23 protein-coding genes are annotated in these 22,947 nt (G+C 65.9%); 7 read left to right on the top strand and 16 right to left on the bottom strand.

Annotated elements, in window-relative coordinates:
- Positions 1-2: 2 nt before the first annotated feature.
- Positions 3-1,361 carry an acyclic terpene utilization AtuA family protein gene (locus F9K07_RS11615; protein WP_159593145.1) on the bottom strand — a complete coding sequence of 453 codons (1,359 nt, stop codon included), beginning with the start codon at positions 1,359-1,361 and terminating at the stop codon, positions 3-5.
- Between F9K07_RS11615 and F9K07_RS11610 the strand changes: the two genes are divergently transcribed.
- Positions 1,345-2,151 (top strand): MarR family winged helix-turn-helix transcriptional regulator, encoded by an 807-nt coding sequence (locus F9K07_RS11610; RefSeq protein WP_159593142.1) that lies wholly within the window; start codon positions 1,345-1,347, stop codon positions 2,149-2,151. The two genes, F9K07_RS11615 and F9K07_RS11610, sit on opposite strands and share 17 nt — an antisense overlap.
- Before the next feature lie 14 nt (positions 2,152-2,165).
- Here the strand turns inward: F9K07_RS11610 and F9K07_RS11605 are convergent, their stop codons facing one another.
- The 4 genes from F9K07_RS11605 to F9K07_RS11590 all read right to left on the bottom strand — a co-directional run bounded on the left by F9K07_RS11605 (position 2,166) and on the right by F9K07_RS11590 (position 6,162).
- Complete coding sequence (locus tag F9K07_RS11605) at positions 2,166-2,924, bottom strand: IclR family transcriptional regulator (protein ID WP_159593139.1); 759 nt, start codon at positions 2,922-2,924, stop codon at positions 2,166-2,168.
- A gap of 119 nt (positions 2,925-3,043) precedes the next feature.
- Positions 3,044-4,147, bottom strand: coding sequence for a hypothetical protein (locus F9K07_RS11600; protein ID WP_159593136.1), 1,104 nt, complete (start codon positions 4,145-4,147; stop codon positions 3,044-3,046).
- Positions 4,148-4,268: 121 nt separating this feature from the next.
- Positions 4,269-5,024, bottom strand: coding sequence for a hypothetical protein (locus F9K07_RS11595; protein WP_159593133.1), 756 nt, complete (start codon positions 5,022-5,024; stop codon positions 4,269-4,271).
- Positions 5,025-5,172: 148 nt separating this feature from the next.
- The gene (locus F9K07_RS11590; RefSeq protein ID WP_159593130.1) at positions 5,173-6,162 is read right to left on the bottom strand and encodes an AraC family transcriptional regulator; all 990 of its coding nucleotides are present in this window, start codon (positions 6,160-6,162) and stop codon (positions 5,173-5,175) included.
- Positions 6,163-6,254: 92 nt separating this feature from the next.
- Here F9K07_RS11590 and F9K07_RS11585 point away from each other — a divergent pair, with 92 nt between their 5' ends.
- Genes F9K07_RS11585 through F9K07_RS11575 form a run of 3 tightly spaced genes read left to right on the top strand, consistent with a single transcriptional unit; the run spans position 6,255 to position 10,006 of the window.
- Positions 6,255-7,394 carry an FAD-dependent monooxygenase gene (locus F9K07_RS11585; RefSeq protein WP_159593127.1) on the top strand — a complete coding sequence of 380 codons (1,140 nt, stop codon included), beginning with the start codon at positions 6,255-6,257 and terminating at the stop codon, positions 7,392-7,394.
- A gap of 37 nt (positions 7,395-7,431) precedes the next feature.
- On the top strand, positions 7,432-8,421 hold the full coding sequence (locus F9K07_RS11580) for a Bug family tripartite tricarboxylate transporter substrate binding protein (RefSeq protein ID WP_159593124.1): 990 nt from the start codon (positions 7,432-7,434) through the stop codon (positions 8,419-8,421).
- A 1-nt stretch (position 8,422) separates the two neighbouring features.
- Complete coding sequence (locus F9K07_RS11575) at positions 8,423-10,006, top strand: sulfatase family protein (RefSeq protein ID WP_159593121.1); 1,584 nt, start codon at positions 8,423-8,425, stop codon at positions 10,004-10,006.
- A gap of 179 nt (positions 10,007-10,185) precedes the next feature.
- On the opposite strand, the gene F9K07_RS11570 is transcribed toward F9K07_RS11575, so the two are convergent.
- Both F9K07_RS11570 and F9K07_RS11565 read right to left on the bottom strand, forming a co-directional pair.
- Positions 10,186-10,638: a hypothetical protein gene (locus F9K07_RS11570; RefSeq protein WP_159593118.1), complete on the bottom strand. Its 453-nt coding sequence runs from the start codon at positions 10,636-10,638 to the stop codon at positions 10,186-10,188.
- Positions 10,639-10,724: 86 nt separating this feature from the next.
- On the bottom strand, positions 10,725-11,021 hold the full coding sequence (locus tag F9K07_RS11565) for a hypothetical protein (protein ID WP_159593115.1): 297 nt from the start codon (positions 11,019-11,021) through the stop codon (positions 10,725-10,727).
- A 641-nt stretch (positions 11,022-11,662) separates the two neighbouring features.
- Here F9K07_RS11565 and F9K07_RS11560 point away from each other — a divergent pair.
- Complete coding sequence (locus F9K07_RS11560) at positions 11,663-12,832, top strand: IS4 family transposase (RefSeq protein ID WP_159590777.1); 1,170 nt, start codon at positions 11,663-11,665, stop codon at positions 12,830-12,832.
- A gap of 22 nt (positions 12,833-12,854) precedes the next feature.
- Complete coding sequence (locus tag F9K07_RS11555) at positions 12,855-13,325, top strand: hypothetical protein (RefSeq protein ID WP_159593112.1); 471 nt, start codon at positions 12,855-12,857, stop codon at positions 13,323-13,325.
- Positions 13,326-13,361: 36 nt separating this feature from the next.
- Here the strand turns inward: F9K07_RS11555 and F9K07_RS11550 are convergent, their stop codons facing one another.
- The 5 genes from F9K07_RS11550 to F9K07_RS11530 are packed head-to-tail and all read right to left on the bottom strand — an operon-like array spanning position 13,362 to position 18,757.
- Complete coding sequence (locus tag F9K07_RS11550) at positions 13,362-14,126, bottom strand: CoxG family protein (protein ID WP_159593109.1); 765 nt, start codon at positions 14,124-14,126, stop codon at positions 13,362-13,364.
- A complete protein-coding gene (locus tag F9K07_RS11545) occupies positions 14,116-14,592 on the bottom strand; it encodes a (2Fe-2S)-binding protein (protein WP_159593106.1) in 477 nt (158 codons plus the stop codon). The genes F9K07_RS11550 and F9K07_RS11545 overlap by 11 nt, the downstream gene beginning before the upstream one ends.
- Positions 14,593-14,606: 14 nt before the next feature.
- On the bottom strand, positions 14,607-15,473 hold the full coding sequence (locus F9K07_RS11540; RefSeq protein WP_159593103.1) for an FAD binding domain-containing protein: 867 nt from the start codon (positions 15,471-15,473) through the stop codon (positions 14,607-14,609).
- On the bottom strand, positions 15,466-17,751 hold the full coding sequence (locus tag F9K07_RS11535; protein ID WP_159593100.1) for a xanthine dehydrogenase family protein molybdopterin-binding subunit: 2,286 nt from the start codon (positions 17,749-17,751) through the stop codon (positions 15,466-15,468). The genes F9K07_RS11540 and F9K07_RS11535 overlap by 8 nt, the downstream gene beginning before the upstream one ends.
- Positions 17,752-17,776: 25 nt before the next feature.
- Complete coding sequence (locus F9K07_RS11530) at positions 17,777-18,757, bottom strand: Bug family tripartite tricarboxylate transporter substrate binding protein (protein ID WP_159593097.1); 981 nt, start codon at positions 18,755-18,757, stop codon at positions 17,777-17,779.
- 247 nt (positions 18,758-19,004) lie between these two features.
- On the opposite strand from F9K07_RS11530, the gene F9K07_RS11525 reads away from it, so the two are divergent.
- Entirely contained in the window at positions 19,005-19,562 is a 558-nt protein-coding gene (locus F9K07_RS11525) for a MarR family winged helix-turn-helix transcriptional regulator (protein WP_159593094.1), read from the top strand.
- A 6-nt stretch (positions 19,563-19,568) separates the two neighbouring features.
- On the opposite strand, the gene F9K07_RS11520 is transcribed toward F9K07_RS11525, so the two are convergent.
- From F9K07_RS11520 to F9K07_RS11505, 4 genes are read right to left on the bottom strand one after another with little or no spacing between them, the layout of a single operon-like run.
- On the bottom strand, positions 19,569-20,534 hold the full coding sequence (locus tag F9K07_RS11520; protein ID WP_159593091.1) for a PDR/VanB family oxidoreductase: 966 nt from the start codon (positions 20,532-20,534) through the stop codon (positions 19,569-19,571).
- A 10-nt stretch (positions 20,535-20,544) separates the two neighbouring features.
- Positions 20,545-21,573, bottom strand: a complete 1,029-nt coding sequence (locus tag F9K07_RS11515; RefSeq protein WP_159593088.1) for an aromatic ring-hydroxylating oxygenase subunit alpha — start codon at positions 21,571-21,573, stop codon at positions 20,545-20,547.
- A 28-nt stretch (positions 21,574-21,601) separates the two neighbouring features.
- Positions 21,602-21,826, bottom strand: coding sequence for a recombinase-like helix-turn-helix domain-containing protein (locus tag F9K07_RS11510; RefSeq protein WP_159593085.1), 225 nt, complete (start codon positions 21,824-21,826; stop codon positions 21,602-21,604).
- A gap of 20 nt (positions 21,827-21,846) precedes the next feature.
- Entirely contained in the window at positions 21,847-22,821 is a 975-nt protein-coding gene (locus F9K07_RS11505) for a VOC family protein (protein ID WP_159593082.1), read from the bottom strand.
- Positions 22,822-22,947 lie beyond the last annotated feature (126 nt).

Raw genomic sequence — 22,947 nt, 5'->3', positions numbered from 1 at the left:
GTTCAACTCTCGAAATACTGAATGGATGCTGGAACCTGCTCGCGCGGAACCAGGGACGACCACACACCGATCACCTCTCGCGTGCGGTCCTGGTGGGGCACGCGTTTGCCGGTGTGCGCGATGCCGGAGACCGCCATGCCGTCCACCTCGCGTCCCACCTTCTCAGCTTCCTTCTTCGTGGCGGTGCGCGCCGCCACGCGCACCGCCACCTCATAAGGCTCAGGCGCGTCGGCCGGTGTGGCATCGCCGTGAATGGCGTTGATGCCGAGAAAATCGATGCGGAATTCCTCGGCCTGCAGATTCACGATCCGGAAGCGCTCTTCGAGAATCCGCTTGGCCAGTTGCGCGCGGCGAAGCGCGCCCGGTCCGGCATAGAAGAACATGTCCTCGCCGATGAAGCCCTCGGTGCAGCCCATCGACACCTTCAGCGTCGGCGTGCGCGGCTTGCCGGAGATGCCGCTGACACGCACGCGATCGGGGCCCACCTGCTCAAGCCGGGCGGTGGTGAAATCCACCACCACATCGGGCGTGATGTAGTGGGCCGGGTCGTGCACTTCATAGAGCATCTGCTCCTTCACCGTGCGCAGGTTCACTGCACCACCCGTGCCCGGCACTTTGGTGAGCACCGCGTTGCCGTCGGCCGTCACCTCCGCAATCGAGAAGCCGAAGTTCCAGGGTTCGGGAACCTCCTTGAAACCGGGATCGCAGAAGTAGCCGCCCGTGACCTGGGCGCCGCACTCCATCAGGTGCCCCAGGCCGGTGCCGCGCGCGAGCCGTTCGTGGTCCAGCGGGTCCCAGCCGAACTCAACCATCATGGGGGCCAGGAAGATCGAGGGATCGGCCACGCGACCGCTGAGCACAATCTGGGCGCCCTCGCGCAGGGCCTGCGCCAAGGGCTCCGCACCCAGATAGGCTTCGGCCGAAATCAGGTTCGGCGCCAGTGTCGAGGTGCTCTGCCCGTTCTCAGAAATCCGATCCGTGATCGACAACACGCGGTCGGTGATGAGGCTGCCGTTGACCGCCGCGACCTTGACACCGTGGTACCCCGCCTCGCGCAACAGCTCGACCACCCGCTGGGCCGCACCGGTCGGGTTGATCCAGCCCTGGTTGCTGACGATCCTGGTGCCATGCCGCATGCAAGCGGGCAGCACCGCACGCATGCGGTCGTCGAGATAGGTGTCGTAGCCCTGAAAGCTGGGGTCGCGTCGGGCCCGCACCTGGGCGGCCGACACCGTGGCCTCGGCCATGGTTTCAAAACACAGGTAGTCGAGATCGCCCTTCTCGGCGCTCAACGCCGCCGGCTCCACCCGGTCGCCCCACCAAGCCGCTCCAGCACCGATCCGTATGGTCCTGTCCGTCATCGATTTTCCTTGTGTCGTGGGTCACATTTCAAAAACATCTTTCCAGCAAGATGAATTCTGCGACACGGAAAACCGACTGGCAAGAGAAAGAACGGCATTTCCTTCAAAGCGGAGAAGGTCTGGTTTGCCCATTGAACCCGAACCCCTGCAGCCACGGGTAATCACCTATTCCACAGAAGAACTTGTGTGCGTCGACCACATTGCGGCACACTGTCATCTTTCTGGAAAGATATTGGAGAACAGCGTGACCAAGGATGTGATTTCCGGCAGCATCGACCAATGGCACCGAGAGGACCCCGCGCTGCGGCTGGACGGATTGCAGTGCCTCATGTGGCTCACGAGGGCTGCGCGCTTGCAGGAGCAACGGTTCGCGGCCCTGTGCAAGCAGGAGTTCAAACTGCTGCCGTCGGAGGTCCGCCTCCTGCTCGCGCTAAGGCGATCCGGTCGGCCCTACGCCCTCAGGCCCACCGATCTGTTCCGGGCCCAGCTCGTTTCGTCGGGCGGCATGACCAAGCAGATCGACAGCCTATGCGCCGCCAAGCTGGTCTTGCGCAACCGCGACCCGTTGCATGCCGGCGGATTTCTGGTTCAGCTCACGGCCTTGGGCCTGAAATCCGTGGACAGGATGATGAACACGCTGCTCAAGCCTGGCAGCATGAGTTCCCTGGTCGAAAAGGAACTCCAGCATTGGAATGAGAGCGAAGTGAAAGTCATCCAGGAATTCATGGACCGGTTTCTGTTCATTCTCGAGACGGGCACGCCCACCGCCCACGCCGAAGAGCGTCCGTAGAAGGTCTTCGGCGTTCAGGCGCTGCCGCGTAGCACCGAAGCTTCGCGCAGCAGCATGGCCGCAAGTTGGGCCTCCCGCGCCTGCAGCCGGCTCACCAGGCCCGCGATGGACAGCACCGCCACGGGTCGGCCATCGGCGTCCCGCACCGGCACGGCGATACCGCCGGTTCCCTCAAAAACCACATTGGTGACCAACGCATAACCCTGCCGACGGGCGAGCCTCACTTGCTGGCGCACGTCGTCGAGTTCCATGCGTCCCATGCCCAGCAGGCGCGGGGCATTGGCGTCGATCACCGCATCGGCCTCCTGCTCGGGCATGGCCCCCAGGAATGCCACGCCGGCGCTGCCAGCGCCCAGTGGCAGACGTCGACCCGGCGCCAGGTAGCCCGCGCGCATCGGGTAGGTGCCCTGCACCTGGTCCATGCAGACGATGTCCGGCCCCGAACGCACCGACAGCAAGGCGTTGTCCTCGCTCTCGGCCGCCAGACGCAAAAGACCCGGACGAGCGCCCTCGAAAGGCCTGGCCGTGCTGGCGAGAGAGGCGGCGAGCACGAATGCCTCGACACCCAGCCGCACCGCGCGGTCAGGTCCGCGCACGGTATAGCCCTCGCTGGTGAGCACGTCCAGGATGCGTATCACCGTGGCCTTGTTCAAGCCCGTGGCCTTCACCAGCGTCGACACGTGGTGAGGACCGGGTTCGGTCATCGCCTTCAGCAGATGCACGCACTTGTGCATGGCCGACAAAGGCATCGAAGCGTGAGCACTTGGTTTCATCGTCGTTCCCGGGCAGGCCAACGGCCGCAACTACAGCAACTGCGATCGTACTGGGGACATGGGCGAATCCCCACCGGCTTACACCGCCTCACCGCGTCGCTGGGCGAGTCCGAACCTCGTCAACCTGTGTGGGTGTTCAGCATGGCCGCCTGTTCCACGGCAGCCACGATGCGGTCACGCGCCTCCGAAGGATCCGAGGCCGCCATCTGCCTGGCCAGTTGGAGGATCTGCTCGCTGCACGCGCCCGGCCTCAGCAGATGGCGCAGGACGGCGGCTTCGTCTTCTTGCTGGATCGCGTCCCACAGTCCGAAGCCTGCAGCACCCACGCTGTCCCGCGGATCTGCGGTTCCAGTGCCGGTAACGCCAGGCGTGGCCCTCGCACGGCGCCAGGGCTCCGGGTTCAGAAACGCTTCCCATGCTTCTGGTGGCTGCTCGGCTCGCGGCGCATTGTTCTGCGGCCCGCCGGGGTGTTCTTGAAGCACGCCTGTCAACGGTATTGCGGCCGCGAAGTACCTGCTGACGTCATACGCCGGGACCGGTAGATCGCTGGTGACGGCCTCTTGCGCAGAGGCTTGCTCCAGCGAGGGCGGCTCGCTCGAAGCATCCGGCAATAGGGAGAGCCGCTGCGGCAAAGGACCTTCCACTTGAAGCCTGAAAGCCGTGCCCATGGCCCCACGCATGGAAAAAGCCGATCGCACGAAAGCACTCTGCAGCACGCTGAACGCCGAGTCCAGGTTCTTGTAAGGCTGGTCGTTGAATTGCAGCACCTGTTGTGCGTATGACCGGCGTGACTGATGCTTGTTTGGCGACTTTATTCGACCGTAGACCAACGCTCCCAGGAGCTGGACGGCACCGTTCGTACTCTCGATATCGACGGCGCGTGCTCCGTCCCGCCACAGTTCGGGGGTCTTGCTCCATTGCAGCTCATAGAGCTGATTTCCGCTGACGAAGCAGTACCACTTCCCCGTCTCGAGCCGGATGACAGGGTGGTCCTCGAGAGGAGTGCCTTTGTGGGGTCCCGGAGGTGCTTCGACGGTCGGCGTCATGGTCTGAAGCTTCGGAACGACCGTTGCCGTGGCGGTGACCACAGCCGGCAACGCCGGCTGCACTTCGATGCGCCTCCCTTGCTCAGCACCCGCTTCGCGGCGACGTTGACGCGGTTGTGTGTGTGTCGGTGTCTGCGGCAATACCCGCAGATCTGAATCTGCGGCGACCCGCTTCATGAGAGCTCCTTGGGGTCGCGGCAGGCGGGGTGGCACCGCCCGTGCCGCTGGATAACGCTCTCACGGGCACGGTTGCGGGAACGTTGCCTTGGAGGAGGAGACCCATATGGGCAAGTCCATTTCATTGCGATGTCCCAACGGCTCCTGCAGGCCGGGTGATGGCTGGAACAACCTGCAACTTGCAAACGACCTGGACATCGGCTTTTCCAAAGCGCTGCACCACCGATGCGCCCAAGACCGCCGCCAGGGAATTCAACCCGTCCGTCGTTCTGCTAAGGAGTCCCTTTCCTTTGATTTTCAGGATCTTTCCATTGAGTTGTTGGCATTCGACATACTCTCCAGGCGATCGAAGCTCCGCGTCAAACAACGCCCCCAGGATCTGGACAGCACCACCGGCATCCGGCAGTTCAACGAACCGTTTGCCATCGCACCACAGCTCAGGAAGCTCGCTCCATCGCAACTCGAAGCGACGGCCCTTGTCATCTTCAAATCGATACCCACTCCCGGCCTGAAGATGGATGTGAGGATGCGCCTCGAGCACCTCGTCCTCCTCCAGGATCCACGGCGCAAGCGCCTGTGGAGCCGCGGCAGATGGCGACACGGTGGGCACCGGGACTCGCGTGGGATGGAAGGCACTCATGGGCAGAAAGCGCTTCTGCTGCTGCGTTCCCTGGCCGACCGTGTAAGCGCCACTGAGAAGGCTTTCCGAGGTGAAGAAGCGCGGCTGATCCCGGCGTACCGTGGGGACAGGCGGAGGCTGTTGAAAGGCCGGGGGCAGCGCGCCCTGGGTGCCTTGCGACGGTGCCTGTTGCGTGACACGTGGCAATGGGTCCTGCTGCACCACACGCGGCTTCTGCGCAGGAGGATTGGTACCCATGGATAAAGGGAGGGGCACATATCCCGGTTCTGTCGTGGTCCGCTTCACCATCACTCCTTCAAGCTTGCGTCCAACGCAGACATGCGTTGAATCTCGGCCTGGGTAACGGCCCTTGCGCAACCGTTCCGAGGTGGCATTCCCCAACGGATCAGTGCTGTGCCGAAGCCGTGTGCGGATCGCTCATCGCCGTCCTGCGCGCCACTTCGCGCTTCGCATACGCCGTCGGCGACAAGCCCGACCAGCGCCGGAACGCACGCGCGAACACCTTGTCGGACTCATACCCCGCGTCCTGCGCCACCTGCGCGAGTGGCAGGAAGCCGGCCTCCAGTTGCTCGGCGGCCAACGCCATGCGGTGCCCGCCGAGGTAGCCCATCGGCGTGTCGCCCACCAGAGTCTTGAACCGGTCGCTGAAGCGCGAGCGCGACATGGCCGCCTCGCGTGCCAGCGCTTCCACGGTCCAGCTGCGCGCGGGCTCGCGGTGCATGGCGGCGATGCTGCGGGCAATCGCGGGGTCCGACAGGCCGCGCCACCAGTTGGCCTCTGCCGCACCGGCCTCGCGCAACAGGTGACCCCGCAGGATGTTGATGAGCAAGAGCTCGCCCATGCGGCTGGCCGACAGGCGCCAGCCCGGGCGCTGGTCCAGCGTTTCGGTGACCAGGGTTTCCATGGACGCGGCGAGGATCACCGCGGTGGGCAGTTCGCTCGCGCGCACGTGGATGAGCGGTGGCAGGACGCTGAGCACCGAGTGCCGGCAGTAGGCCGAGAACCACAGCAAGGCGCTGAACATTTCGCAGCCTTCGCCACCGCCGCCATGGCGCAGGTCCAGCGGGGCTTCGTCGCGAGCGCCCGGCGTGCGCTGGGTGAGCAGTTGCGCGAACGGTACCGTGGGCGCATCGGGCGCGGACCCCATGCGGTGCGCCGCACCCAGCGGCATCATCACCAGGTCGCCCGGCTCCACGCGCACCGGCCCACCCCCGCCCGCCGCCTCCACCCACCAGGGCGCGCCGCGCGCCATGCGGATCATGGCCGAGCCCGACACCCCGTTGGAATGCAGGCCCCAGGGTGCTGAGAGGTGGAACCGCGCCGTCACCGCGCGCTCGGCGCGGCAGATGGCGAGGACTTCGCTGAGGACATCCATGGACGAATCGTACCCATTTCGAGCGTCCGAGCGGTTGAGCGCACACGCCATGCGCAGAACAATGCGCGGATCGCAATGGCAGGAGCAGCCCCATGAGCAATTTGAAAATCGGTATCGCCGGCGGTGGTGTGGGCGGACTGGCCGCCGCCATCGCTTGCGCCAAGCAAGGCCATGACGTGACCGTGTTCGAGCAGGCCAAGGGCTTCTCGCGCGTGGGCGCCGACATCAACCTCACGCCCAACGTGGTGCGCGCCATCGACGGACTGGGCGCGGGCCCGGCGATCCGCGAGCGCGGCGCGCGCCCGACCTTTCGCATCAGCCGCGACTGGGACACCGGCCAGGAAACCTCGCGCCTGGGCATGGGCAACATCGCCGAGCAGCAGTACGGCGCGCCGCAGGTCACCATCCACCGCGCCGACATCATCAACGCGCTGGCGGAGAACTTCCCGCTCGAGAACATCCAGTTCGACAAACGCGTGAAGACGCTCACGCAGGACGACGCGGGCGTGAACGTGCAGTTCGAGGACGGCAGCGAAGGCCGCTTCGACGTGGTGGTGGGCGCCGATGGCATCCACTCGCGCGTGCGCACTGCGCTGTTCGGCGAGGAGCGCCCGCGCTTTACCGGCGTGGTGTCGTTCCGCTCGGTCGTGCCCACCGCGCGCGTGCGGCACGTGCCCGAGATCGAAGCCTTCACCAAGTGGTGGGGCCCGAACCCGCACAGCCAGATCGTCACCTTCCCGCTCAACCAGGGCAAGGAAACCTTCGTGTTCGCCACCACCGGGCAGGAAAGCTGGACCGAGGAATCGTGGACCAGCGAAGGCGACGTGGACGAACTGCGCGGCTTCTACAAAGACTTCCACGCCGACGCGCGCGCGCTGCTCGACGCTTGCGACACCACGCTCAAGAGCGCGCTGTACGAACGCGACCCGCTGCCGCAGTGGTCGGTGGGCACGGTGACGCTGCTGGGAGACGCCAGCCACCCGATGCTGCCCTTCATGGCGCAAGGCGCGGGCATGGCGATCGAAGACGCGGTGGTGCTGGGCCGTGCGCTGGCCGGTGTGAGCGACCGCGCGCAAGCCGTGCAAGCGCTGCGCCGCTACGAGAAGACGCGCCAGGAACGCACCGCCAAGATCCAGATCGGTTCGCGCGGCAACCAGTGGATGAAGGGCCAGGGCAACGCCGACTGGGTGTACGGCTACGACGCCTGGAACGAACCGTTGGCCACGGCCTGATCACCACAACCACAACCACCACGAACCGGAGACCGACATGAGCTCAAACCACAAGCGCAACTTCACCCTCGGCCTGCTCGGCGCGGCACTGGCCGCGGCACTGCCCTTCGCGGCGCTCGCGCAAACCTTCCCTGGCAAGCCCATCACCATCGTCGTGCCCTTCCCGCCCGGCGGCGGCCCCGACCTGGCGGCGCGCGTGCTGGCCGAGAAACTCGCCCCCAAACTCGGCCAGCCGGTGGTGGTGGACAACCGCCCCGGCGCAGGCGCGCTGCTGGGCGCAGGCATGGTCGCGCGCTCGGCCGCCGATGGCCACACCATCCTGCTCACGCCCAACACCATGGTGATCTCGCCCCACGTGCTGCCGGCCGGCGCGGGCGGCGGCCTGGACGTGCACAAGGACCTGGTGCCGGTGATCTCGCCCGCCACCACGCCCATGGTGCTGGTGGCCAACCCGCAGCTCGGCGTGACCACGCTCAAGGCCGCGCTGGAGGCCGCGAAGAAGTCGCCCGGCCTGCCCTACGGCAGCCCCGGCAACGGCTCACCCATGCACTTCGCGGGCGAGATGCTCAAGAGCGCCGCGAAGGTGGACCTGATGCACGTGCCCTACCGCGGTGTCGGCCCGTCGATCACCGCCGCGCTCAGCGGCGAAGTCAAGCTGCTGTTCACCGGCCTGGGCGGCGCGGTGCCGCACATCAAGGGCGGCAAGCTGGTGCCCCTGGCCCTGACCGAGAAGAAGCGCTCGCCGCTGCTGCCCGACGTGCCCACCGCCGGCGAACAAGGCGTGGCCGGTGTCGAAGTGAACGCCTGGTACGGCGTGTTCGCGCCCACCGGCACCCCTGCCGCCGTGGTCACTCGCCTGAACAAGGAGTTCAACGACGCACTGCAGTTGCCCGACGTGCGCGAGAAGCTGGCCGGCGCGGGCCTGGACATTCTGGGTGGCTCGCCACAGGTGCTCGCCGATTTCATGAAGGCCGACAACGAGCGTTACGGCAAGCTGGCCAAGGAACTCAATATCAAGGCAGATTGAGGTGACGCGCAAGCGCCCCAACTTCCTGCTGTTCATCACCGACCAGCACCGCGCCGACCACCTCGGCTGTTACGGCAACGCCGAGGTGCGCACGCCGCACATCGACGCGCTGGCCGCACAGGGCTGCCGCTTCGATCACTTCCACGTCGCCACCCCGATCTGCCAGCCCAACCGCGCCTCGCTCATGACCGGGCGCTTGCCAAGCGTGCACGGCCTGCAGATGAACGGGCGCGAACTCTCGCTGGGCGAACGCACCTTTGTCGAGACTTTGCGCGCATCCGGCTACCAGACCGCGCTGGTGGGCAAGTGCCACCTGCAGAACATCACGACCATCCCGCCCCTGTGGCCCTCGGCCGCCCAGCGCCGGCCACAGGACGCGCTGCAGCCCTTCCCCGGCCGCTACGGGCAAGAGGTGTGGAAGCGTTGGGAGGACGACCCCACGTTCGAGCTCGACCTGCCCTACTACGGCTTCGAGCAAGCGCGCCTGACCATCGGCCACGCCGACGAACAACACGGCCACTGGCGGCGCTGGCTGCGCGAGCAGACGCCCGACGCGGACCAACTGATCGGCCCCGACAACGCCATTCCCACGCCCGGCCTGCAGCTGGCGAAACTGCGCCAGGCCTGGCGCACGCGCGTGCCCGAAGAGCTGTACCCCACGGCCTACATCGCCACCCAGACCTGCGAACAACTCGCGCGGCTGGCGCGCGAAGACCAGCCCTTCTTCGTGCAGTGCTCGTTCCCCGACCCGCACCACCCGTTCACGCCACCGGGCCGGTACTGGGACATGTTCCGCCCGCAAGACGTGTCCCTGCCCGCCTCGTTCAACGCCGAGCTCACGAACCCGCCGCCGCCTGTGCCATGGCTGCGCGAGCAGCGCCGCGCCAACCCGGCGTTTCGCCCCGGTTACGGCAGCTTCGCCTGTTCCGAGCAGGAAGTGCGCGAAGCGCTGGCGCTCAACCACGGCAGCCTGGCGCACATCGACGACAGCATCGGCCGCGTCATGGCGCAATTGCGCGCGCTCGGGTTGGACGACAACACCGTGGTGATGTTCACCAGCGACCACGGCGACCTGCTGGGCGAGCGCGGCCTGATGTTCAAGGGCGGGCTGCACTACCCCGCGTTGACGCGCGTGCCCTTCATCTGGCGCGATGGCGCGCAGGCTTCAGCGAACGCCGCCAGCAGCGCGCTGACGCAGACCATCGACATCGCCGCCACCGTGCTCGAACGCGCGGGCCTGCCAGCGGCGAATGGCATGCAAGGGTCCTCGCTGTTGCCCGTGATCCGTGGCGACGCCACCGAGGTGCGCACGCAACTGCTGATCGAGGAAGAGAGCCAGCGCAGCGACTTCGGCATGGACCGCCGTGTGCGCATGCGCACGCTGCGCGACCACCAACACCGGTTGACGGTGTACGACGGCCAGCCGTGGGGCGAGCTCTACGACCTCGGCGCGGACCCGCTGGAGTTGCGCAACCTCTGGGACGAGACGGCCTCGCTACCCTTGCGGCGCGAACTCATGGAGCGGCTCGCGCGGGCGATGCTGTCGGCGGTGGACGACAGCCCGTATCCGGGCGCGGCGGCATAGACGCCTCGCCCGCCCCACGGGCAAGCGACGCGGCTTCCCCCATGGGGGAACCTCGGGATGGCATGGGTTACCCACGGAACCCATTCCCACCTGGAGTTCAATCCATGGCCCAAAGCACCGCCACCCCCCGCCCTCATTCGGCCAACCCCGTCACGCCACCCAGCGATTGGGGCATCACCCTAGGTCCGCTTCAGAAGCAAGCCGGACGGGGCGGCACCTCGCGAAGCCAGGCCAACACCACCTCCACCGCAAACGCGAGCAACAGCACGACGGTCGTCTTCGCGGTCGTGGACCGCAAGGCAGAACAACGGGGCTTGTACTGGAACAACACCCGCAAGGCCATCGAGGCGCGCAGTCTGCTGGTCGAGGAACTCTTCAAAGTCCCCCACCACGTCGAGACCGTCAAGCAGCAGTTGCAAGCCCTGGTCGTCGAGAACCGGCGGGTCTGTGGAAGCGAGACACCAGACGCCTTGGGCGTCTACATGGGGTTTGACGCCTACCCGGGCAAGAGCGACAAGGCGGTCACGGTGGCGGGAATATTGCTGCGCAAGGCCGCAACGATCCAGGGCCTGTTGGGCGACCCGGCCTGCGAGCAGATGCTGCAGTGGATTTGCGATCAATGGCGCGTCCACGTCGACATCCACAAGGAGCAACCCGCCCCCAAAACCGTGGGCGAGATCGCGCAGGAGATCGATGCCGATCAGCTGTCCGAATCGGACTACCGGTCGGAAGAAGAAGACAACGACGACGAAGAGGCCAACACCGTCGCCCCACTCAAGGCGACACCCAAGACCGTCCCGCGCAGCGGCGCAGGCCACAGCGATATCAGCACCACCGCCTCCTCCATCGACTCGCGCATGGAAAGAAGCACCGCCAGCACATCGCAGCAACGCAAATCGCACAAGCGCAGCGTGTCCGATACATCGACGCTGGCGCCGACCACGATGAACAGCATGTCGGCGACCACGGCCACGACGACAACCACCACCACAAACACCACCATCACGGCCACCACGGGCGTCGCCCGCAAGCCCCGCAGTCCTGCCGACCTCAGGGATCCCACTGAGAAGGCAGCGGGAGCGGCTGCGAAAGTCGAATTGCAGAATGCGGACGAGATCCTTCGCCGCGCGCAAGTCCAGAACGACCTGATGACCGCGATCGACGCGGGCGACGGCGCAAAGGTCCTGACGATCCTGAAGACCTTGCCTCAACCGCTGCACATGCTGAAGTATTTCCCGCCCCCCAGCGTGCTGCGTTCGTACGAGAAGGCACAGAAATGGACTTACCCGTTTGCGGAGCAGCACGGTCTCCCGGAATTGAGACAACACATCAGCCGCGCGGCGCTTGCCGCCAGAACGCACGCGGAAATCACGGAGCGGATCCAGCGCGATACCGACATGCGAAAGCTCTACCCCATCGAGGTACAGAACGTCTGCCATGCCCTCCTGGCATGCCCGGAAAACCAGGTGAAGGCACAAGCCAAAGCCTTGGAGATCGCCATCAAGCAACTCCACTACTGTCCGGTTAAATGGTCCGCGCCGAGCCTGAGATCAAGCATTGGCGCGGGTTGCAGACCGATTTCGTTTGGTGCCGATTTGAACTTCGCTCTTCCAAAACCGCGTACTTTCCCGGGCTTGACTGTCTCTGGGGAAGCGCGTGCACATCGGCAAGACCTTGTTTTCTCAGATCATGGAGTTCGTCCCATGGACCAGCTTCGCGCGCATCGTGCAGCGCCATGGAGGCAACTCGGGTGTGCGAGCGCTGTCGTGCGCCGAGCAGTTCCGGGCGATGGCCTTCGCGCAGCTGACTTGGCGAGAGAGTCTGCGCGACATCGAGGCCAGCTTGTCGGCCAATGCCGGCAAGCTGTATGCGATGGGGTTTCGCTCGGCGGTCAAGCGCTCCACGCTGGCCGACGCCAACGAATCGCGCGACTGGCGCATCTGGTCGGACCTGGCTGCCTTGCTGATCCGGCGCGCACGCAAGCTGTACGCGAACGATGCGCTCGGCGTCGACTTGGACAACACGGTCTATGCGCTGGACTCCAGCACCATCGATCTGTGCTTGAGCCTGTTCGACTGGGCACCGTTTCGATCGACCAAGGCGGCCATCAAGCTGCACACGCTGCTGGATCTGCGCGGCGCTATCCCGGCCTTCATCCACATCAGCGATGGCAAGCTGCACGACGTGAACGTGCTGGACATGCTGAGTTTCGAGGCCGGTGCGTTCTACGTGATGGATCGCGGCTATGTGGACTTCGCACGGCTGTATGCGCTGCACCAGGCTGGCGCCTTCTTCGTTACGCGCGCGAAGTCGCCGATGGATGCCAGACGTGTCTACTCGGCACCCACCGACCGCAGCACTGGCGTCATCAGCGACCAGCAGGTCATGCTCAACGGTCACTACTCGGCCAAGAAGTATCCCGAGCATTTGCGGCGTGTGCGATTCAAGGATCCCGAGTCCGGCAAAACACTGATCTTCCTGACCAACAACACGGCGCTGCCGGCGCTGACGATCGCCGCGCTGTACAAGAGCCGCTGGCGAGTCGAGCTGTTCTTCAAATGGATCAAGCAGCATCTGCGCATCAAGAAGTTTCTCGGCAACAGCGAGAACGCCGTGAAGACGCAGGTGTGGTGTGCCGTGGCCACCTACGTGCTCATTGCCATCGTCAAGAAGGAGCTTCAACTCGATGTCTCGCTTTACACATGTCTACAGATCTTGTCGGTGTCGGTCTTCGAGAAAACCGAGATTTCATGCGCCTTGCAGGCCGACGCGTCCCAGACCGATATGCCCGACGCCGTTAACCAATTGAATTTGTTCGACTTTTAACCGGACAGTAGTGAAGCAACTCATGAAATCACCGCATCGCAAGCGCCTCGCCGATTTGCTCGCGGAGCAACCCTTTGCGGGAACGAAGTTGCTGGGCTTCAGGTGCACCTTGCTCGAGCAACACACCAAAGGCAAGACCGTGCGCGAATTTCACAAGCTGGTCCAGCAAGCCCATAATTTGCGAGCATACGCTGGCGAGAAGCTGGCCCTCGAACTCCTGAACAAGGGTCGCAACAGTCCAGCGGTGCCGGCATTGGTTCGCATGGTCTATGCGTTGATGATGACCGCCTCGCCCGGAGACTACCTGCTGCACAGAGTCTCATGGGATCAGGCAAAAGAGGTTCGCGAGCATGTCCACGCGATGCACAAAAAGGCGACCTCTGCCTCGGCGGCGGACCAAGAGCAGACATGGGAGGCAACCATGCTGTACGCCTTGAAATGGCGGGTGGATACGACGATGAAAAAGGGGCCAAAGACCGCCGATTCGGAATGATGCCCATGCTTCGCAAGAACCCAAGCGGCCCCCGCGCTACATCAGCGTGCGCAACCAGGCCGCGCAGTCCTGCGAGGCCTGCACCGGCCAGTGCACGGTGATGGTGGTATCACCTCGGCGGACTTCGACGCGGATGTCCTGCCCCGCGGCTGCGGACGGGCCGCTCAACAAGCGCGCCCAGAAGCCCAGGCTCTGCACGGCGCGCGCCGGTGCGGCAGGAGGCGCAGCGGGCCCGATGTGCCTGGCGATCGGCGGCACCGCGTCTGCCGATGCAGGCGCCTCGGATGCGCTCGACACGGGCACAGGCGCGGCCTCCGCCACTTCGGCCACGGTCTGCACTGCCGCAGCAGCCCCGCCACCCGCCAACCGGGCCCCCGCATTGACCCCGAATTCGTCCCACATGCGATCGGCCTTGGTCTTCATCACCCCCAGACCGAACGTGCCCATGCGCCCCAGCACATCCACCTTCACTTTCATGCGCAGCTCGGTGCCGCCCCCCTCGCGCGCTTGCAACCACATCTCGCTGGTCTGCTTGAGCGAGCTGGCCACCGAGGCGTCTTCACCCGTGCCTTCGGCGCACAGGTAGCGCGGTGCGTCGCGCTCGACGATGCGCGTCTTGAGCTTGAAGCGCGCGCTGACGAAGGCGATCTTCACCTTCATCACGGCCACGTACTCGTCGTCGCTGATCACATCGATCGATTCCATGCCGGGCACGCAGGCGCCCATGGCATTCGGGTCGAGCAACAAGGCCCAGACGCGCGCAGGCGGCGCGTCCAGCAACAAGGTTTTTTCAATTTCCACGCATCTTCTCCGCAGCGCTCAGGATGGATTCGACGATCTGGGTGTAGCCCGTGCAGCGGCACAGGTTGCCGTTGAGGCCATGGCGCACTTCCTCTTCGCTGGGCGAGGGGTTGTTCGCCAGCATCGCGCACGAGGTCATGAGAAAGCCCGGCGTACAGTAGCCGCACTGCAGGCCACCACATTGCATGAAGCTCTCCTGCAAAGGGTGCAGTTGCTCACCTTGCGACAAGCCTTCAACGGTGGTGATGGCGCGGCCGTTGTGTTGCACGGCCAGGCTCAGGCAGGACTTGACGACCTGGCCGTCGACCAGCACCGAGCAAGCACCGCAGATGCCGGTTTCGCAACCGCGTTTGGTGCCGGTGAGGTGCAGGTCGTCGCGCAGAAAGTCGGACAGCAGGCGCCGCGCCGGCACGGTGCTTTGCACGGTCTCGCCGTTGACGGTGAGTTCGATCGGGTGTTGGCTCATGGCGAGTGCTCCTCTCATGCCTGAGGCAGGCCGAACAGGCCGGCGATGTTGCGCCGCGCGACCACGCGCACCATGTCGCGCCGGAAGTCGGCGTCGCCACGGGCGTCGGACACGGGCTCGATATCGGACGCCACGATGGCGGCGGCTTCGGCCGCCACGTCGGTGGTGACCGTCTTGCCGGCCAGATAGGCTTCGGCGCGCGACAGGCGCAGCGGAATCGGGGTGGAGGCGCCCACCGCGATGCGCGCCTCGGTGCACACCGCGCCCTGGCGCCTGGCGACGAACGCCACGCTGACCAGGGGCCGGTGCTCGGCCGCCGTGCGCAGGAAGCGCGCGTACTGGCCGCAGGCGTCGGCCGGCATCGCGGGCACGCGGATTTCGCTGAGCAACTCGTCGGGTTCGAGCGCGGTGGTGTAGTAGTCCACCAGGAAGTCGGCCATGGACAGAATCCGCTCGCCGCGCTGGCTGGCCAGCACGACTTGTGCGTTCAGCGCCATCAAGCACCCGGGCGGGTCGGTGGACGGATCCGCATAGCAGAGGTTGCCGCCGACGGTGCCCTGGTTGCGCACCTGCGGATTGGCCACGCGCGAGGCCATGCTGGCGAGCATGGGCCAGCGCTCGCGCACCACCGGTGAAGCGGCGACTTCGGCGTGCAGCGTGAGCGCGCCGATGCGCAAGCCGCCGCGTTCGTCCAGCGCCATGCCGCGCAATGTGCCGAGCCGACCCAGCGACACCAGGTGCGAGGGTGTGAGCATGCGCTGGCGCATGCCGAGCATGAGCGCGGTACCACCGGCGATCACGCGGCACTCGTCGCCCAGGTCGGCCAGCATGCGGCTGGCTTCGCCGACGCTGGCGGGTTCGAGGAAATCAAAATCAAGCATGGGTGCTCTCTCGCAAAGCGCGCAGCGCGGCCAGCACCTTCTGCGGCGTGATGGGCAGATCGGTGATGCGCACGCCCACGGCGTCGTACACCGCGTTGGCGATCGCCGGCGCGCCCGGCAGGATGGCGGTTTCGCTCGCGCCTTTGGCGCCGTGCGGGCCGTTGGGTTCGTTCGACTCGACCAGGCCCCCGCGCAACATGGGCACGGCGTCGGCCGTGGGCATGTTGTAGTCGGCGAAGTTGCCGTTCATGATGCGGCCGCCCTCCACCTGCAGCTGTTCGTAGAGCGTCCAGCCCATGGCCTGCACGGTCGCGCCGTTGGTCTGGCCGTGGATCGCCAAGGGGTTCAAGGCTTTGCCGCAGTCGTCGCTGACGAAGCTGTCGATCACGCTGACCTGGCCGGTCTCGGTGTCCACCTCCACTTCGACGGCTTGCGCCGCGAATGAGTAGGCGGGCGCGATGTTGCCGTAGACGTTGGCGTCGTGCATCTGGGTCTTCGCGTCCCAGTTTCCCATGACCTGGATACCTTCGCCGCCGTGGCGCCAGAGGTGCTGGCGGACCACCTCGGCCAGCGTGCGCCGCTGCTGCGGGTTGTCTTGCACGCGCACGGCACCTTCGGCGATTTCAAGCCGGTCGGTGGCCACGTCCAGCATCTGTGCGGCCATGGAAAAGAGTTTGTCCCTGGCGGCGCGCGCTGCCACGATGGCGGCGTTGCCCGCCGCCATGGTCACGCGCGAGGCCAGCGTGCCGATGCAGAACGGCGCGCTGTCGGTGTCGGGCGCGACCACGTGCACATGCGCCAACGGCAGGTTGAGTTCGTGGGCCACGACCTGGCTCAACATGGTCATGGCACCCTGCCCCATGTCGCCTTCGCTGCAATGCACCACCACGCGGCCGTCCTCGTTGACCTTGATCATCACGGTGGAGCCGTCCCAGTTGCCGATGGTGCGGTTGCCGCTCACGTGCATGGCCGCGGCCATGCCCACGCCGCGGCGCTTCGCACCGTGCTGCGCGGGCCGGGCTCGCTTGCCCGCCCAACCGATGGCGTCGGTGCATTGGGCTATGCACTCGAGCAAACCGGTGCTGCCGATTTCCCAACCGTGGATGGAGGTTTCACCGCGCCCGATGGCGTTGCGCTTGTGGATCTCCACCGGGTCCAGACCGAGCTGCCCGGCCATGGTGTGGATGTGGCTGTTGAGCGCGAACAGCATCTGCGTGCCGCCGAAACCGCGAAACGCCCCGTGCGGCGGCGTGTGGGTGTAGGCCATGGTGGCGTGTGAGCGCACGTTTTGCAGCCGGTGCATGTTGTCGCTGCGCATGGCGCTGACGTGCATGACTTCGGGCGACAGGCCGCAGTAGGCGCCGCAGTCGGCCACGATGCGAACGTCCTTGGCGACGATGAGGCCGTCGCGCGTCATGCCCAGCTTGAGCGTGATGCGCTCGGGCACGCTGGAACACGCGGCCTGGAAGTCTTCCAGCCGGTTGTTGACGAGGCGCACCGCGCGCCCGGTCTTGAGGGCGAGCAGGCCGGCCACGAGCTGGTTGTCGTCCTCCACGATCTTGGCGCCGAAGCTCCCGCCCACGGTGGTCGCCACCACGCGGATGCGCGAGACCGGCAGCTCCAGCGCCGCAGCCAGGCGCGCGCGTGCCAGGAACACCGACTGCGTCGACGTCCAGACCTGCAGGCGGCCATCGGCGTCGAGCGACGCCACGCTGGCCATGGGTTCGAGGTAACCGGGGTACTGCGCGTGCGCGGTGTAGGTGGCTTCGTGGACCAGATCGGCCTGCGCAAAACCCGCTTCGATGCTGCCGCGTTCGAAGCGGATTTCGTGCGCCACGTTGCCGCGCCCCGGGTGCACGCCCGGTGCGTCTTCGTCCAGCGCTTCCTCGGGCGTGAGGATCGCGGGCAGCTCTTCGTACTCGATGTGGATCAGGTCCAGCGCATCGCGCGCGATCTCTTCCGTGGTGGCGGCCACGGCCGCCACCTCTTCGCCCGCGAAACGCACCACGCCTTCGGCGAGGATGCGGCGCTCTTTCTGGTGCACGCCCCACATCGCTCGCGGGGCGTCGGCGCCTGTGAGCACCGCCTTCACGCCGGGCAAGGCCCGCGCCGCCGAGGTGTCCACGCTCACGATGCGCGCATGCGGATAAGGGCTGCGCAAGATCTTGCCGTGCAGCATGCCGGCGACCTTGATGTCGCCCGCATACACCGCGCGGCCCAGCACCTTGGACCGCGCGTTGACCTGTGGCGTGTCCCGGCCCAGGGTGGATGTGCTCATGGGAGTCCTTGCCTCGGTTGCGGGATCAGTCGGCCTGGATGTTCAGGTCCTTGATCAGCTTGGACAGGCGCGCGTAGTCATCGGCGTTGATCTTGGCCAGCGCCTCGGGCTTGCCACCCACCGGGCGCGAGCCGAAGGTCGCCATCTTCTCGATCACGTCGGGCATCTTGAGGATCTCGTTCATGTGCTCGTTGAGCAACTTGACCACGGCCGGCGGCGTGCCCTTGGGCGCGAAGATGCCGTTCCACGCACCGAGCTTCACGTCCGGGTAGCCCTGTTCTGCCACCGTGCGCAACTGCGGCACCAAGGGGCTGCGTTCGCCGTCGGTCAAGGCCACGGCGACCAGCTTGCCGGACTTGAGGTACTGCTCGACCGCACCCAGGGTCGGATACCCCATGCTCACGCGGCCCGCCAGCATGTCGGGAATCATCGGCCCCACACCTCGGAAAGGCACGTGCTGGACCTGGATGCCGGCAGCGCGGTTCAACCACTCGGCGGCGATGTGCATGGGCGAACCCGCGCCCGGGCTGGCGTAGGTCAGCGGCTTGCCGGCCTTGGCCTGCGCGACCAGGTCGGCCACGCTCTTGATGCCGGTGTCGGGGTGGGTCACCAACAGCACCGACTGCATGGCCGTGAGGATCACCGGCTCGAAGTCCTTGAGCGGGTCGTAGGTCGAGCCAGGCGCCAACTTGAGCACCATGGGCGCGGTGGTGAAGGGATTGGGCGTGAACAGCAGGGTGTAGCCGTCGGGCTTGGCGCGAGACACCAGCGTGTTGCCCAGCGTGCCGCCGGCACCGGGCCGGTTGTCCACGATCACCGGTTGCTTGAGCCGCAGCGAAAGCTTCTCGGCGAACAGCCGCGCCGTGGCGTCGGAATCGCCGCCGGGCGGATAGGCCACGACGAGGCTGATCGTTTTTTCCGGGTAGGCCTGGGCGGCCGCGCCACCCGCAAACAAGGCCGCGGCAGCCATTGCCACTGCCATCCACTGTCGACGTTCCATTTTCATCGTGCACTCCTGCGAAGGCGCTTCATCCATTGGTGGGGGCGCTCCCGGTCGTTTTGACGCCGGAAGACGGTTTCATATTGGAGACACAGGTTCACAACAGAAACAGACTCATCGTATGCCTTCGTCGTTGACTGATCAACGACGTTTTCCCGATTTCTAACATCTTGTTGCAATTTTGTTGATCCATCAACGACGAGAAGCACCCGTCCCGCCCATGGACGGATCTGCCGTCCCTCAGAATGCCCGCATGCCCCGAAACAAGCCCACCCCAGTCCAGCCCACCTTGCCGCCAGACGCCGATGCCACCCCCGCCAATCCCTGGGCCGATCTTTCGCCCGACGGCGCGGGTCTGGCCGTGCACGATTTCCTGACCACCATGTTCAGCCACACCAGCAATGCGCTGCGGCGCGCGATCACGCTGCCCTACGCCGACCGCTTCCAGCTCACGGTGTCGGAGTGGCGCATCCTCTCGGTGCTGGCGCACGCGGGCTCACTGCCCTTTGCGGAATTGGTGGAACTCGCGGCCGCCGACAAGGCGCAGGTCAGCCGCGCCTTGCGCCTGCTGGGGGATCGGGGTTTGGTGGAAACGCAGACGCCGGGCCCCAAGGGCCGCAAGGGGCTGATCTGCCTCATGACGCCGGCGGGCGAGGCGCTCTACCAGGAGATCATGCCGCTGGCACGGCGCAGCCAGGCCGAGATGATCCTCACGCTCAACCGGGAAGAGCGCAGCACGCTCTACACCGTGCTGGGGAAACTGCGGCGGCAGTGCGGCGCGGCCTCCTCAGACGACGCCATCGATGCCTGACAGGCCTTAGATATCGAGCACCAGCCGCTCGCTCTTGCAGCCCGAGACGCAGACCATCATCACCTTGTTGGTGGCGCGTTCGGCATCGGTCAGCACCATGTCGCGGTGGTCCGGCACGCCTTCGAGCACCTTGGTTTCGCACGAACCGCAAATGCCCTCTTCGCAACTGAAGGGCACGTCGGCATTGATCTCGATCAGGCGCTTGTGCAAGGTGGTGTCGGGCGTGACTTCGAACATCTGGCCACTGCGGCGCAGCTCGACGGTGAAGGCGGTCTTCGCGTCGGCCGCGGCCGCCACTTCCACCGCGGCGAAGCGCTCGATGTGGGCTTGCGTGTGGCCGAGCGCGGCGCAGGTTTTCTCGAAGTTGTCGAGCATCACGGCCGGGCCGCAGGCGTAGTAGTGCTCGCTGGCCGCAGGCTCGCGGCGCGCCAGCAGCGCACGCAAGTCGGGCGGGCCGCCCTTCTCGTCGTCGAAGTGCCAGGTGACGGGCACGCCCAGCGCCTCGATCTCCGCGACGAAGGCCGCGCTCTTGCGCGAACGGGCAAAGTACAGGAACTCGAAGCTGTGGCCCAGGTCTTTCAAGCGCCGTGCCATGCACAGCACCGGCGTCACGCCGATGCCACCGGCCACCAGCACCGAGTGTTTCGCGTCTTCGTGCAAGGCGAAGTGGTTGCGCGGCGCGCTGATGGTGATGCGCATGCCGACGCGCAACTGCTCGTGCACGCACCGCGAGCCGCCTCGGCTGGCGCGGTCCTTCAGCACGCCGACCACATAGCGGTGGCGCTCCTGGCTGTTGTTGGAGATCGAGTAGCTGCGCACCATGCCGTTGGGCAGGTGCAAGTCGATATGGGAGCCGGCGGTGAAGGCCGGGAAGATCACGTCGGGCGCGGGCCGCAGGTCCACGCTGATGATGTCGTCGGCTTCGTACTTCAGGGTGTGGACCCAGGCTTGCAAGGTGTTGGCGTTGCTCATCCCGCGATTCTCACACGGGCTTGTCGAGCTGGGCCTTGGCCAGGTTTCTCAGGTGGCGGCGCAGGCGCACGATGCCCATGTCGTGCGCGTACAGGTGCTCGCGCTTGTTGGCGTCGGGCTCCATGTTTTCCACGGCCACGCGGTCCTGCTCGAGCACGTTCCAGTGGCGCTCTTCCAGACGGTTCTTGTAGAGGAAGCGCCAGGTGTCGCGCTGCCAGCTGGTGACCTTGCGGCAGCGCCAGTGGAAGACACCCGAGGTGCGGTTGCTGATGGGCGTGTAGCTGCCGATGATGGTGAAGTTGCCGCCAGGGCCACCGGTCTTGGGGTATGGGATTTCCAGGCGCATCACGTGAATGCCGAGGTCCATCCATTCGGTCCAGTCGAAGTTCACGCCGCGTTGGCCCTTCTTCTCGAAGCAGAAGCCGTTGGGGATGTCGCGGATCTGGAACTCGGCTTCGCTGGCGCCTTCGCTCATGGTGTGCGACTGCTTGTGCAGATACACGCCGTGCATCGGGTCCATCACGTTGTCGACCACATAGCGGTAGTCGCCGCCCCACTCGGTGTAGCACAGGAAATGCGACCACTCGGGCGAGGTGAGTTCCTCGGGCAGTTGCAGCGGCGGCGCCACGTCCAGGATGGGGTTGCTGGCGTTGTAGAGAAAGATCGCGCCGGCCGCCTCGGCGGCATGGAACATGCGCGCGGGGCGCGAGCCTTCCAGTTTGCAGCCCGGGCTGCCGGGCACGCGCGTCACGGTGCCGTCGCAGCGCACCTCCACGCCGTGGTACGGGCAGGCCAGGCGGTCCCCCAGGTTCACCCCGAGCGAGAGTGGCGCGCCCCGGTGCGGGCAGTGGTCTTCGAGCGCGTGCACCTGGCCGTTCTGGTCGCGCCAGACCGCGATCTTGTAGCCCAGGCGGCGGATCGAGATCGGGTCGTTCTTGACGAAGCTGGACGGGCAGACCGGGAACCACAGGTCCTTGAGGCCGACTTCGAGGACGGCATCGACCGGGTCGAGCTGGACGTTGATGACAGAGGTATCCATGGACGTGTCTCCTGGCAAAGGGGGTGGCTTATGCGCCCAGGCGGGCCATTTCCTGTTGAAAGGTTTGCTCGGTCCAGCGCTGGCCGTTGGGGCCCGAAGGGCCCGCGTCGTTGAGGTAGCCCACGAGACCTGGGAGGTCGTGGATGCCCTGCGCGTAGGCGCGTTCGATCGAGTCGCCCAGCAGGCCTTCGTACGCGGTCGGCGGCGCGGTGCGCGTCTGGTGGGTTTCGTTGTACAGATCCGGGGTTCGCATGCTCGTGGTCTCCTTCTGTGTCATTCCGTGGGCGGCTTGACCTTGTCGGTCATGAACTTGCCGCTGGGCGCAGCGGCGTTGACCTGGCGGCGGGTGTTGCCGTCGATCCCGCCCTTGATGGCCCATTCGGCGAAGACAGTGGGGCCGGGCGTGAATTCGCGCGGCTGCCAGTCGGCGGTGAGTTCGTCCTCGTCGGTGTAGTACTCCACCAGCGCGCCGGCCGGGCATTCGAAGTACCAGAACATGGCCGAGGAAATCGGGTGGCGGCCAGGGCCGAGTTCGGTGGTCCAGCCGGTGCGCGACATGTGCATGCCACCGCCCACCACCTCGTGCAGATCGCGCACCGAGAAGGCCACATGGTTCAGGCCTTTGCGCGGCTCGGGCGGCTGCAGCAGGAACAGGTCGTGGTGGCCGCCTTCGAGCGAGCAGCGCAGGAACAGGCCACGGTTGGGGTAGCTGTCGGAGACGGCGAAGTCGAGCTTGTCGAGGTAGAACGCGCCGGTGGCTTGGATGTCCGTCACGAAGAACACCACGTGACCCACTTCGACCGGCGTGGCGCGGTCGTAGGCGGGGCTGCGCTGGTTCACGCGCTTGCGCTCGCTCCAGGTGTTGACCACCGCGCTCTCCAGCTGCACGTCGCGCTTTTGCGTGAGTTGCAGGCGCACGGCCAGACCGTTGGGGTCGGTGCAGCCGATGCGGCCTTCGGCGTCGACGAAACCGGGTTGATCCTGCAGGCGGCCGCGGTACAGCGCCAGACTCTCGGCGCAATCCACGCCCCACACCACTTCGCGCAGCGTCGGATCGGGCTCGACGCCGGCAGGCAAGCCGGGCTTGTCGGAATGGGCCACGACCACACGGCAGCCATTGAGCGATTCGAACACCAGCTCCTGCGCGGTTTCGCTCGCGAGCGTGAGCCCCCAGTCCAGGAAGAACTGCCGGCAACGCGGCAGATCGGCAGCGCCGTAGGTGATTTGATCAATGCCCAATACGCTCATCTGTCTTCCTTGAAGTGCCCGGCCGTGGCGGTGGCCGATCGTTTCTTTAGTAAATCCGTGTTTCTTACTTGAAACGAAGCGAATTTTACAGACAAACCACGGGCGTGGGAAGGGGCTCGCAGAGTA

Source organism: Hydrogenophaga sp. BPS33, assembly GCF_009859475.1.
Classification (GTDB): domain Bacteria; phylum Pseudomonadota; class Gammaproteobacteria; order Burkholderiales; family Burkholderiaceae_C; genus Hydrogenophaga.
The sequence above is the reverse complement of the archived record's forward strand: the minus strand, read 5'-3'. Positions and strand labels throughout refer to the sequence as shown.